Genomic DNA, 14,122 nt, shown 5'->3' with positions numbered 1-14,122 from the left:
CCCCCATTTTCAATATCAATTTCTAAGAACTTTTCTTTTGTAATTCCATCACATTACCCAATATTTTAAGGTAACCAGAAAAGGATAAAAAGGCTATAAGGGACCCGCTGAAAAATGGCAGCAAAAATGTTGATTGATTGATACTGATGTATAGAATTACGATATTAATAGTAACGATCCCAAACGAATAAAACGGGTTAACAATGGATAAAATAAGCGAATTCTTTATGCTTTGTAAAAGTTTTGTCTCTGTATGGACTGTAGAGGCAAAGAAGAATTGTGTAAATAGGAAAAGCCAAGCTAGAAGGAACAAAAATAAATATTTGAGCAAACTCGGCGTTTGAAAGTAATAAAAGTCCACAACCAATATGGACCAAAATAATGTAAGGACAAGTCCTCCTGTAATACTCCGCTTGTAATTTTCTATATAATACTTCCAATAAAAACGTATGATGTCTATCTCTTCCTTCAACATTAATTTTCTTATAACTCCAAATAAGGCAGTTGTCGCAGGAAAAAAAATAAAAGGGGCAAGTACGGCAATGGTAATAGCCAACATAATGAATTGTGTCTCATCCTTGGCAAAGTATAGCAATAAGGTCAAATAGAAAACCGGTAAATTAAATAAAACCCATAATAAATTCGTACCAGCTAGTTTTGTAGTCCATTCAAAGATAGGATTAATCTTGCTAAAAATAGTGTTCATACACTGCCTTCATCTCCTAATACGTTCCGTTAGTATTTCTAATAGATGCCTGACTCTATTATATATATATACTGCCTTTAAATAAGTGGTAGGTAGCAAGATAGTTAAAATGCAATATGTATTAGAGGAATGAGATATAGATAATAGATCACTTTGATACTAATATTTTAAGTATAGAAAGCGATTTCAACCTAAAGGGAAATTGGAAAGAAAGAGGGATTACATTGAAAACTCAAATACTACCAAAGTTTCAAAATGCAACTCGTATTGAGAAAAAATCAAAAAAATTGCCCCTTATTAAAAGGGTAATTGAACAAAAATATCTTTTATTAATGGCATTACCTGCAATTATTTGGGTGTTTATTTTTAGTTACGCTCCAATGTACGGGCTTTATATGGGTTTTGTTGACTATAAACCTGGTGGACCATTTTTTAGTTCATTTTTTACAAGTGAGTTTGTAGGCTTTAAATGGTTCTCGTATTTTTTTGAGAGTGGAGATTTCTTCAGAATTATGCGGAACACGTTAGCTACTAGTTTCCTAAGTTTAATTATCTCTTTTCCTGCACCGCTTATTTTAGCTATTGCCATTAATGAGGTGAACAATCGTTATTTTAAAAAGACTGTGCAAACGGTTTCTTATTTACCCCATTTTATCTCTTGGGTAATTGTTGCAAACATATTTTTAACATTACTTTCTGCTGAGGGATTGGTTAACAATATTTTACAAGGTTTACATTTGATAGATGAACCTATTCTGTTTTTCCAGGAAGGTAAGAATTTTTGGGGAATCATTGCTTCTGCAAATACTTGGAAGGACATGGGCTTTAACTCTATTATTTACCTTGCTGCAATAGCGGGCATTAATCCAAATATGTATGAAGCGGCAAAGGTGGATGGTGCGAATCGATTCCAACAAATACTTTATGTGACGTTACCAGCTTTAAAGCCAACCATTGTGATTTTATTAATTCTTGCTTTAGGTGGAATTTTAAATGCAGGATTTGACCAACAATATCTTATGCAAAATGACATGGTTCTAGAGTATTCCGATGTTATAGACACCTACACCTATCGATACGGTCTCCAAAATGGGATGTTCTCCTATGGGGCCGCAGTTGGATTCTTTAAATCTATTGTTGCCTTTATTTTAGTCGTCACGGCAAACAGAGTTGCAAAAAAAATCGGAGATAATTCTCTATTCTAAGGAGTTGAATGTGGACATGAGAAAAAGTGTCATCAAGGTTGAAACTGTTTTTCAAATTATCCTTTTTATATTCTTAACTACTATTATTCTAGTTACATTATTACCCTTTTGGAACATATTTGTTATTTCTATTAATAATGCTCAAGATACGATCCGTGGAGGTCTCTATTTCTGGCCCCGGGATTTAAGTTTCGAAAGCTATAAGACGATTTTAATGGATAGAGAAATATTAAATGGGGCAAAGGTAACAGTTTTACGAACGGTGATTGGTACTCCCTTATCATTATTAATGATTAGTATGTTAGCTTATGCATTAAGTAAAAGAACGCTTGTCGGCAGAAAACCAATAACATTCATGTTTATCTTTACCATGTTTTTTGGCGGAGGACTTATTCCCTATTATATGGTCCTTAAATCCGTTCATTTGATTGATACGTTTTGGGTTTATATTATCCCCAATTTGATGAGTGTGTTTTATATGATATTGGTCAGAACGTTTATTGAACAGTTACCAAAAGAATTAGAGGAATGCGCAAAGATGGAGGGTGCAAATGATCTACAGATTTTCTTCAAGATTATCCTGCCTCTATCAAAGCCAATCCTAGCAACAGTAGGACTCTTTATTGCGATTGGCCATTGGAATTCATGGTTTGATTCTTATGTGTTTACGTACAAGCCAGACTTGAAAACGCTACAAGCTGTTTTAGTGAAAATTCTTAATCAGTATCAAACCTCAGGGATGATGTCAGACCAACAACAATTAGCTGATTCAGCCAAAAGAATGGCTGTTTCTCCTGATAGCCTTCGAATGGCAGCAACAATGGTTGCTACGATACCAATTATGATCGTTTACCCGTTTGTCCAAAAGCATTTTGCTCAGGGGATCATGGTTGGTTCTATAAAAGAATAACAATTCTTGAAGGAGAGTAACACGATTAAAAAATAATAATTTGAAAGGAGTGATCGCATTTCGTCATAACTTGATATTATTAGTCAATAATACAAAAAATGGAGGATGTTTAAATTGGGGATAAAAGGATTTAAGAAATTATTGACCTTATTTTTAATACTTATTTTAACTACTGTTACACTTCTAGCAGGTTGCTCGAAAGATGATAATTCTGAAAGTGCTTCAAGTGACAAGAAGGATAATGATGAACCTATAACTTTGACATTTTTTGATAAAAATACTGGCGATACTTTTGACAATGAAGTTGCAAAGGAAATAACAAAACGTACAGGGGTTAAATTTGAAATTCAGCAGCCAACGGGAAATCCAATGGAGAAATTAAATTTAATGCTGGCAAGTGGAGATTTAGCTGATATTATCCTCATGGATCGAGGAAGTGACCTCGTAAATAAATATATTCAGGCAGGTTCTTTAATACCTCTTAATGACTTGATTGATAAGTATGGTCAAAATGTAAAAGAAATGTATGGTGATACCCTTAATAAAACCAGATACAGCGATGGAAAAAATTATTACCTAGCAAATTGGTATGGTCTAGAAAAAGAACCCGTACTTGGCATGCTTATGAGAATGGATTTGCTGAAAGAACTCGGGGTAGGAGAAAAGGTTAATAATGGTGAACCATTTACTGCCGAGGAATACTATACTCTCCTAAAAACATTTAAAGAAAAATATCCAACGCTTAATGGACATGAAACGATTCCTTTAACAATAAATGCGGAGAATATTGGATCAGCGTTAACAACGTTTAAAGGGATGTGGGGAATGAAATCATTCTATGAGAATGATGGAAAACTTCAATATGATGTAAAAGATACTAGGTATCAAGAAATGCTGCTATTTATCAATAAACTTTATCGAGAAGGTTTAATCGATAAGGAATGGGCAGTAAATAAAACACAGTTATGGAATCAAAAGTTATCAAATGGCTATACCTTTGCTACAGTCGGTGCTTATTGGGATGCTAATGAGGCAAATAATGTCTTGAAAAAATCCGATGGTGCAGAAAATGTTGAAAAGCAGTTTTATGCTTATAAAGTTGCTGCACCAGGAGTAGACGCTTCACAAACAACATTTGGTCCTCGCAGTTCATTAGGGTGGGATGCAATTGGAATTACATCAGCTAATAAGAACCCTGAAAAAACGATGAAAGTAATTGACTTTTTAGCAAGCGAAGAAGGTCAATATTTACTAATGTGGGGAATTGAAGGAAAACATTGGGAAATCGCAGACGGCAAACACCAACCAAAAGAAGATGTATTACAAAAGTACAAAGAGGATGAAAAATTTGCAAAATCCACAGGAATTCGCAAATGGACTTGGTTTATCAAAAATGGCGCAGGAACTGACGGCACACCGTATGACTTGACTGGAAAATATGAAAAAGATGCAATTGCAACCGTAGCATATAAAAATTTAGAGGATACAGTTTGGGATACTTCCATTTACGATAATTTAGGACCGGCTGCTGGTACACCAGAATCACTAATGTCTCAAAAAGTTTCTGATATTATCGATAGTACGATCCCTAAAATTATTAACTCTTCTACAGAAGCAGATGCAAAAGCTCTATATGAAAAAATGCTAAAAGAATTAGAAAAAGTTGGACTTGTGAAAGTAGAGAAAGTGATCAACGAAAACTTTAAGGAAAGACAAGATTTATGGCAATAAAAGAAAGGGGCCGATTTTTGGTCCCTTTAATTTTGAATGATTGGGGGCAAGTTGGAATGGAAAAAAATGTGGTTAAGAAAAGTTATCTAGATATCAATCATTGTAATCAAACTATTGAAATTACAAATGGTAACATTGAGACAGTCTATGATTTGAATAAAGGAACAATAAACATCTTATGGAACAATGAAATTGTCATTTCAAATGGTTATTCTATTGCAAAGTTAGAGGATGGAGATACTTTAAATAGTAATGAATATTCTTTACATAAATGTCTTGAACTAGTTGAAATAGAGGACGATTATGGAAAAGGTATTAAATTAACGGTACTCAATAAAGAAGATGGGCTGCCAAATCTACTGCAATCTTATTATGTCTATGAAAAGCAACCATTTATCCTAACACAACTAACAGTTGAATCTACTAAGGATGTTGCATCAAATTATATGGCTCCCCTAGTCACTTCTACCCTGGACACAACATGTATTAACACTAGTAAAGAATCTGACTTAAGGACTTTATTTGTTCCATTTGATAATGATAAGTGGGTACGCTATCATTCTCATTCTGTTGAATCAAAAGTGGAAAGTTTTGAAGTAACGGCAGTATTTGATAACTATTCACGAAAGGGGATGGTTATTGGTTCTGTTTCCCATGATTGCTGGAAAACAGGGATTAAGATAGAACCACAACAAAATAAAGTAGATGAACTTCGTTTACTCATTTACGGGGGAGCTACTAACGAATATACAAGAGATACCCTTCCACATGGGTATGTTAAAGGGAAAAAAATTACTTCGCCAAAGATTTTCATCGGATTTTTTGATGATTACCGGGATGGACTAGAAGAATACGGAAAGGTAAATGCAGTATTAGAACATCCATTAAAATGGGAGGAAGGGGTACCGTTTGGTTGGAATAGTTGGTCTGCTGTTGGGTCGGAGTTAAACTATGATTTATTCATCCAAACTTCGGATTTTTATAATAACTCTTTACAAAATCATAACTTTGAAAATAAGGGAACTGTTTATATAAATTTTGATTCATTCTGGGACAATTTAACGGAAGAACAATTAATTCAATCAGTTTCATATGTTCATAATAATGGACAAAAGGCAGGGATTTATTTTACCCCGTTTGCCTATTGGAGCAGTAATTTTGATAGAGTCGTGGAAGGTACAAATAACCTCTACACATACCAAGACATTATGTTGAAAGACAATAAAGGGAATGTTTTGCCTGAATTGGATGGCGGGTTTCCCATTGACCCATCCCACCCAGGTACAATTCAAAGGTTAAAATGGCAGCTGCAGCGATTTGTGGATTGGGGATTTGATTATGTAAAACTAGATTTTATGACCCACGGTGCATTGGAAGGGGTTCACTACAATCAAGAAGTTTCAACGGGTATACAAGCATATAATTTTGGAATGAAAGAAATAGTAAGGGTGCTTGATCCCGCGAAAATTGGAAGACCGTTTTTTATTAACCTTTCGATTGCTCCGATGTTTCCGTCTCGGTATGCACATAGCAGAAGAATTTCATGTGATGCTTTTGGTAAGTTAAAAAATACGGAATATATGTTGAATTCTTTATCTTATGGATGGTGGATGAGCGGCACAATCTATCCTTTTAATGATCCAGATCATACTGTTATTTATAAGAGTTATAATGAAGAACCCATATCAGAGACCGAAGCCTTAAGCAGGTTTAACGCATCAGTTATTGCAGGAACAGTATTGCTTGGGGGGGATAACTTTACGATTGAAGAAGCTAGAAATCGTGCAGAAAAAATATTTACCAACAATGAAGTAAATAATATTGCCAAAAAAGGCTTATCATTTATACCAGTAGAAGGTAATTCGGAGGATCAAGCGGTTGATACTTTCTTTTTAAATGATATTTTCACAGGGGAATTTTTTGTAGCTGTATTTAATTTTGATGAAACAAATACAAATGAAAAAAATATTAAATTTACTAGATTAGGTTTAGATGAAGGCAGTGAATATATGGTTTGTGATCTTTGGAGTAAGGAAACTTTTATAGCTAAAGATTCAATTCATTTTTCTCTAAAACCTGCTGAATCCAAAATAGTAAAAGTAAATCTTTAAAAAAACTTTTGCTAAATTCCGATTACAATAGATTGGAAGCGGGTTTGTTAACGGCCGTTATTAGACAACCTTTATGATTTACTTGTTTGGAAAGATTTTGAAATCCTTTAAGATATTAGTTTGAAAAGATATAATTAAGAATATTGGCTATTCATCAAGGGGGCAGATACAGACATGTATAAGATAATGCTAGTTGATGATGAAAAATTAGAACTTGAAATGATCAGGGATTATGTAGATTGGAAACAATATGATATAGAGGTTGTCGGTGCGGCAAAGAACGGGATGGAAGCATTATCTGTTGCAGAAAAATGCCTTCCAGATATTATTATTACAGATGTGAAAATGCCAATTATGGACGGTTTACAGTTTTCCAAAGAATTGAGAAAAAGAAACACCCAAGTTGAAATCATTTTTTTAAGTGGATATGATGAATTTTCGTATATTAAAACCGCATTACAATTAGAAGTGACTGACTATCTTCTAAAACCTTTAGATTTTGACGAATTACCTTCTGTGATATCTAGGGCAAAAGAGAGACTTGAGAAAAGAAAAAAGGAAGAGGAATCCCAAAAGGTCTTACTAGAACAATTTATGAAAGACCTACTATTTAATCCTTCTTTAATACGAATGGAAGCGGATATCACTTGTCAAAGACTGGTTGATAATGATCAGTATTTTCTTGTAATTGTAAGCATTGATAACTTCTCCTTACTTCCAAATGCCTTGAAGATGTCTCATCATTACTATCATTTTATCAATGAATATATTTTAAAACGAGCGAAATCTGGAATCGTTATTGAAACACGGGATGGAGAATACGGTATTATCCTAAATCTGGGTGTTGATAAACATTTAGATTTGAATCGAGCTCTTTGTGACTTGATGGAAGAATTTTTTCGTGTTTTTCAGATTTCAATAACAATGGTTTTGCCGCCTAACCCAATCGTTTTGGAGGAAATTAGTAATGTGTATACTATAAGTAAAAATACATTACAATTGAGATTTTATTATGGTCCAGGAAAACTACTTAAACCTGAAATGATAAATAAAACGAAGGACATTCTAATTCCCACCATTCATCAAGATTTGGCCTCTTCAATGCTTGTTGGTGATTGGCAGAAATCTGAGGAATTATTAAACTCACTATTTAACTATTTTATCGAGCATGAAGTGGAGCGGGATGTAATATGTAATGAATTATACAGACTCCTTACTTATTTATTAACCAATCTGTTTAATGGTGGCTATACACAACCATCCGAAAAAGATGCACTAAAAAATATTTTTCAATTTGATACGATGACAGCCCTAAAACATTTTATTCAGGAGAATATAAAATCCCTTTTTCAGTACCTCCGTGAAAAAGAGGGTGATAATTACCAACTAATTGTCAATCAAATCATCTTGTATATAAAGAATAATTTGGACAAGTCGCTAATTGTAGAGGACATTGCAAGTAATGTGTATCTATCTCCAAACTATATTCGCAGTATTTTTAAAGAAAAAACAGGAGAAACGATTTTATCTTATATTACGAAAGCTAGAATTGAAAAAGCAACAGAACTGCTTCAAAATAAGTCTTTGAAAATTAAAGATATTTGTATTTCAGTTGGTTTCGAAAGTGTTTCCTATTTTTGCTCACTCTTTAGAAAATATAAAGGTATGACACCAAATGAATTCAGAAAAAAGATTTCTTAATAAAGATACAATTTCTATTATTAAATGGATAGAAAAAAAGTTCACGAATATACAATTAAGGCATAAATTATTTGTAGTTTATGCCTTGATTGTATTTGTCCCCATTTCTTTTTTAGTATTTTTTTCTTTGTATACAACGCAAAAGGAATTGACAGTGCAAAGCTATGAAAATACGATGAATACAATAATGCAGATAAATAAGAATATCGAAAATAAACTGGATGATTATACACAAGTATCTTCACAAATTTACATGGATCGTTCTTTAAGAGAGTATCTATCGGTGGAATATAAGGATGATTTGTCTCTATACTATATAGACGCTTATGATTACATTAATCAAAGATTTAAAGATATTCTTAACATGAATAGTGGAATAGATTCCATTACCGTATATACGAATAATCGTTCCTTAATCTCAGACCATTATTTTATCAAACATATTGATGAAAATGTGAAAATGGAAGATTGGTACAATGCTGTCGTGAAAGCGAATGGTAAAACAACTTTTAGTAAAATGAAAAAGGATAAATCCGAAGTGCAAACATTTACACTGACACGCTTTCTCGATCATCCTAGTAGTCTAAACTTTCAAGTATTAAAGTTGGAGATAAAAGAGAAGGAACTTTATTCGCTTATTGACAATGAGGATACTGACAGGGAAATCTATGTCATTGATGAAGATGGATACGTGTTAACAAATAAAAATAAAAGTCTTAATACTAAACAAATAGCGGACTTTTTAGAAATAGACACAAATAAATTAAAGGAAAGTGGGAGCTTTAACTTTCAATTAAATGGAAAAGATATGCTAGTTGTATATAGTACTATGTCAAACGGTTGGAAAACAATCTCGCTTAATCCATATGAGGGTTTTCTAACTAGAATAAAGGATGCTTTTGTTAAGATATTTATAGTGACAGCTGTTGCGATCATTGTTGCCATCCTATTAATATATTTTACTTCAAACCTTCTAACTAAGCGGATTGAAACATTGGTTATGAATATGAAAAGGGTTGAGGAAGGGGATTTTGAGGTAAATATGTCAAGATTAGGGTATGATGAAATTGGAGAGTTATCATCTACTTTTATTAACATGACCCAAAAAATAAAAAAGTTAATAGATGAGGTTTATTATACAGAAATACTAAAAAAAGAAGCTGAAATGAATACGTTGCAATCACAAATCAACCCACATTTTTTGTATAACACTCTTGGCTCTATTTCAGCACTGGCCATGAAGGAAAAAGCACATAAAGTATACCAAATGGTCAACCTTCTCTCCAAATTCTATCGAATTTCCCTAAATAAAGGAAGGAAAATAATTAGTATACGTGAGGAAATTGAGCTCTCGAAAAATTATTTAGCCATTCAGCAAATTCGTTTTGATGGTTTATTGCATACTCATTTTGATATTGATGAAGGTTTATATCAGTATGATACGATAAAATTAGTTTTACAGCCTTTTATCGAAAATTGTATAAATCATGCAATCTGGGATGATGAAAATGGAATTAATATTATTATTAAAGTATATCAAAAGGAAAAACAGGCGGTATTCGAAATAATTGATGATGGACTTGGAATGGATCAAGAAACATTGGAGAACATCCAAAGCAATATCGTTGAATCGACCAGTTATGGAATTAAGAATGTAATCACTAGATTGAAAACATATTATGGAAACGAATCAGAGTGTACCATATTTAGCAGAAAAGGGATCGGGACTCAAGTAAAGGTGAGTGTTCCTATAATAAGGAAGTTGAATTAACAAACGAAGAGAGCCAGCAGCTCTCTTTTTTTGTGCTTAAACAAATGTGTTGGTTTACGATACTTATCTGAAAAAAGTGATATAGTTACTTGATTCCTTTCCATTTATAATAAATTTGAAAGAGCTTTCAATCCTGTTTAACGTGAACTGAAAAGTAGATTATTGGCGGAGTTGTAAATGGGCAATTAAAAAATCAGATTTAGGAGTTGTTTTTTTATATGGGAATTCAATATAATTCTGAAACTAAAACGTTTCATTTAAAAGCAAAAGATACTAGCTATGTACTCGGTATTTTACGGGAGGGCTACCTTGTTCATTACTACTGGGGTAAAGGAATTGGCGAATATCGCCACTCTAATTTCCTACAGTTTGTTGACCGCGGTTTCTCTGGAAATCCGTATCAGCAAAGGGATGACCGGACGTTTTCACTGGATACGTTGCCGCAGGAGTACCCGCAATACGGGAATTCAGATTTTAGGAAGCCTGCTTATCAGGTTCAATTAGAAAATGGGTCGACAGTATCAGACTTACGATATGTGTCACATGCGATTTTTCAAGGGAAAACGCCACTTGAAGGTCTGCCGGCTACCTATGTAGAAGAGGTAGAAGAGGCAGAAACGCTTGAGATTACGATGGAGGACTCTTTAATCGGGTTAAAAGTTATTTTAAGCTACACTATCTTTGAACAGTTTAATGCGATTACTCGCTCTGTGAGATTTGTAAATGAAGGATTACATTCTGTTAAACTATTAAGCGCATTAAGTTTGAGTGTAGATTTCCGGGACGCTGACTTCGATTTCTTGCATCTTCATGGTGCCCATGTAAAAGAGAGACATATTGAACGAAAACCACTGCGACATGGCATTCAGTCTGTTGAAAGTACTAGAGGGGGAAGCAGCCATCAGCATAATCCATTTATTGCACTTCCTAGAAAAGGTACGGCAGAGGAAAGTGGTGAGGTGTATGGATTCAACTTTGTTTACAGTGGAAACTTCCTTGCTCAGGCGGAAGTGGACCAATTTAGTAACACTAGAGTGACGATGGGAATCAATCCCTTTGATTTTAGTTGGAAATTAGATGTGGGCGAGAGTTTTCAAGCACCAGAGGTAGTAATGGTTTATTCTTCTGAAGGTCTTGGAGATATGTCACGCACATATCATGAATTGTACCGTACCCGCTTAGTGAGAGGAGCTTACCGGGATAGGGAACGTCCTATTTTGGTAAATAATTGGGAAGCTACTTATTTTAATTTTAATGAAGAGAAAATCCTTGAAATTGCTAAAGCAGGCAGTGAATTAGGAATTGAATTATTTGTTTTGGACGACGGCTGGTTTGGAAAACGTGATGATGACCGATCATCGCTTGGAGACTGGTTTGTAGATCATAAAAAACTACCTAATGGATTAGGGTCACTTGCATCCAATGTCAAAGAGATGGAATTGGAATTTGGCCTTTGGTTTGAACCGGAAATGATTTCAGTCGATAGTGATCTGTATCGTGAGCACCCAGATTGGTGCCTTCACGTACCTGGCAGAAGCCGTTCTGAGAGCCGAAATCAGCTAGTATTAGATTTCTCTAGAGAAGATGTTTGCGTAGAAATAACGAAGCGGGTTTGCGATATTTTAGCAAGTGCTCCTATTTCCTACGTAAAATGGGATATGAATCGCCATTTGACGGAGATTGGCTCATCTTTACTTCCGGCAGACCGTCAAAGGGAAACGGCTCACCGTTATATGCTGGGATTATACAAAGTGATGGAGAACATCACATCGAGCTTCCCAGATGTTTTATTTGAAAGTTGCTCTGGCGGTGGAGGAAGATTTGATCCGGGTATTCTCTACTATATGCCGCAAACATGGACAAGTGACAATACGGATGCCGTATCTCGTTTGAAAATTCAATACGGTACGAGTTTAGTGTATCCAATCGTTTCAATGGGAGCCCATGTTTCCGCGGTACCTAACCATCAGGTTCACCGCAGTACTTCCATGGAGATGCGCGGTGATGTGGCGATGTCCGGAAATCTAGGGTATGAACTCGATTTAACCAAGTTGTCTAATGAGGAAAAAGAAATTGTCAAACAACAGGTAGCAAACTATAAGGAAATCAGAAGGTTAATTCAGTTTGGTGATTTCTATCGACTAAAAAGTCCATTTGAAGGCAATGAAACAGCATGGTTATTTACAAATAAGGATAAGACCGAAGTAATGGTTTATTACTTCCGAGTGTTGGCAGAGCCGGCTGCACCATTTGCCTTTTTGAAGCTAAATGGTATCGATGTAAATAAACAATATCAAGTGATAGGCACCAATAACGTATACGGCGGGGATGAACTCGTCTACGCTGGATTAAGTATTCCTTTAGAATTACATGGTGATTTCCAAAGCCATACTTGGCATTTAAAAGAAATTTAGCAGTCTAAAAAACAGTTGTATACAAATAAATCTACCAAAATCAAGCTGACTTTATTCTTTTCTAAAGTCAGCTTTTCCTTTTTAAGAAAATTACGGAAGACATAATATTTTTAATTAAAGCTAGAAAGAAAAAAAGATATGCCTAAAATGACGGCAGATCTTTTTACACACTTCCAAATAAAATTTTAAGATTTTACATGTCTATTACTCTTTTTGTTACGCGAACGAAATGGTTTTACTATCAAATTTTGGAATCCTGTCACCGTGTGCTTCGATTAAATCATCGCACATCGCAATGATGTCGTCCATTGATAATTCAGCGGCTGTATGGGGGTCCAGCATTGCTGCCTGATAGATGTGTTCTCTCTTTTTCGTTACCGCTGCTTCAATGGTTAAAAGCTGTGTATTAATATTTGTACGGTTAAGGGCAGCTAACTGTTCTGGAAGATCTCCCACATAGCAAGGAGTGATTCCGCTGCGGTCAGCAACGCACGATACTTCAACAACAGCTCTTTCCGGTAAATTGCTAATTAAGCGACCTGTATTTAAAATGTTGCCGCCAAATTTAAATGGAACATTCGTCTCAATTGCTTCAATAATACGGGAACCATATTCGTGAGAACGGGTATGGGTAAGCTGTGCATTGTTGACGATTTCGTCGCGCATTTTGTCCCAGCGTTCAATTTGCTCTACACAACGACGCGGATACTCATCAAGAGGGATATTGTATTTCTCTATCAAATGCGGATAATTGCGTTTAATGAAGTACGGATGGTACTCGGCATTATGCTCAGATGATTCCGTTACATAGTATCCGAATTTATCCATTAACTCGAAGCGGACCATATCATCATGTTTTGTTTGTTGTTTTTCTCTCGCACGGCGTTTAATTTCCGGATATAAATCTTTGCCGTCGCGTTTGATCTCAAGAAGCCATGCCATATGGTTGATACCTGCGATTTTTTCTTCCACTCCTTCATGATCCATGCCTAAGGATCTAAAAAGGTGCTCTGTGCAAACTTGTACGCTATGGCATAATCCGACGGTTTTTACATTTGTATAGCGAAGCATTGCCCCTACTAATGTTGCCATTGGATTTGTGTAATTTAAAAACAGGGCATCCGGACAAACCTCTTCGATATCCTTGGCGAAATCCCACATAACCGGAATGGTGCGAAGCGAACGGAAAATACCGCCAATTCCGATGGTATCAGCGATTGTTTGACGAAGGCCATATTTCTTAGGAATTTCAAAATCTATAACGGTGCTAGGTTTGTAGCCGCCTACTTGAATCGCATTAATAACGTATTTTGCTCCTCGCAATGCATCTTTACGATCCGAATACGCTTTCACAACTATGTTTGCTTTTAGGCTTTGTTTTAAATTGTTTAACATATTTTCCGAGTCTTTTAAGCGTTGCACATCGATATCAAATAATGCGAACTCGAAACCAGCTAATGCCGGAACATGTAGGCAGTCACCAAGAACATTTTTTGCAAAAACTGTACTTCCTGCACCAATAAATGCGATTTTTGACATGAATTTACCTCCTGTAAAGTGAAAGTGGGACTGC

At 35.0% G+C, this 14,122-nt stretch carries 9 protein-coding genes; 7 read left to right on the top strand and 2 right to left on the bottom strand.

Annotated features, from left to right (window positions below):
• Positions 1–22: 22 nt before the first annotated feature.
• Positions 23–706: a YesL family protein gene (locus F4694_RS22870; protein ID WP_179602216.1), complete on the bottom strand. Its 684-nt coding sequence runs from the start codon at positions 704–706 to the stop codon at positions 23–25.
• A gap of 332 nt (positions 707–1,038) precedes the next feature.
• Between F4694_RS22870 and F4694_RS22865 the strand changes: the two genes are divergently transcribed.
• From F4694_RS22865 to F4694_RS22835, 7 genes are all read left to right on the top strand, one after another.
• Entirely contained in the window at positions 1,039–1,911 is an 873-nt protein-coding gene (locus F4694_RS22865) for an ABC transporter permease (RefSeq protein WP_179602341.1), read from the top strand.
• 16 nt (positions 1,912–1,927) lie between these two features.
• Positions 1,928–2,821 (top strand): carbohydrate ABC transporter permease, encoded by an 894-nt coding sequence (locus F4694_RS22860; RefSeq protein WP_179602340.1) that lies wholly within the window; start codon positions 1,928–1,930, stop codon positions 2,819–2,821.
• A gap of 114 nt (positions 2,822–2,935) precedes the next feature.
• The gene (locus F4694_RS22855; RefSeq protein ID WP_257029354.1) at positions 2,936–4,552 is read left to right on the top strand and encodes a type 2 periplasmic-binding domain-containing protein; all 1,617 of its coding nucleotides are present in this window, start codon (positions 2,936–2,938) and stop codon (positions 4,550–4,552) included.
• Positions 4,553–4,608: 56 nt separating this feature from the next.
• Positions 4,609–6,663, top strand: a complete 2,055-nt coding sequence (locus F4694_RS22850; protein ID WP_179602212.1) for an alpha-galactosidase — start codon at positions 4,609–4,611, stop codon at positions 6,661–6,663.
• A gap of 174 nt (positions 6,664–6,837) precedes the next feature.
• Positions 6,838–8,364, top strand: coding sequence for a response regulator transcription factor (locus tag F4694_RS22845; protein WP_179602210.1), 1,527 nt, complete (start codon positions 6,838–6,840; stop codon positions 8,362–8,364).
• Between the two features lie 175 nt (positions 8,365–8,539).
• Positions 8,540–10,135 carry a cache domain-containing sensor histidine kinase gene (locus tag F4694_RS22840; protein WP_218895803.1) on the top strand — a complete coding sequence of 532 codons (1,596 nt, stop codon included), beginning with the start codon at positions 8,540–8,542 and terminating at the stop codon, positions 10,133–10,135.
• Between the two features lie 218 nt (positions 10,136–10,353).
• Positions 10,354–12,549, top strand: a complete 2,196-nt coding sequence (locus tag F4694_RS22835; RefSeq protein ID WP_179602206.1) for an alpha-galactosidase — start codon at positions 10,354–10,356, stop codon at positions 12,547–12,549.
• A 216-nt stretch (positions 12,550–12,765) separates the two neighbouring features.
• Here the strand turns inward: F4694_RS22835 and melA are convergent, their stop codons facing one another.
• Complete coding sequence (melA, locus tag F4694_RS22830; protein ID WP_179602204.1) at positions 12,766–14,088, bottom strand: alpha-glucosidase/alpha-galactosidase; 1,323 nt, start codon at positions 14,086–14,088, stop codon at positions 12,766–12,768.
• Between the last annotated feature and the right edge of the window lie 34 nt (positions 14,089–14,122).

The organism is Neobacillus driksii, from assembly GCF_013409995.1.
GTDB lineage: Bacteria > Bacillota > Bacilli > Bacillales > Cytobacillaceae > Neobacillus > Neobacillus driksii.
Note: the sequence above shows the minus strand (reverse complement) of the source record. Positions and strands in the feature narration are given on the sequence as shown.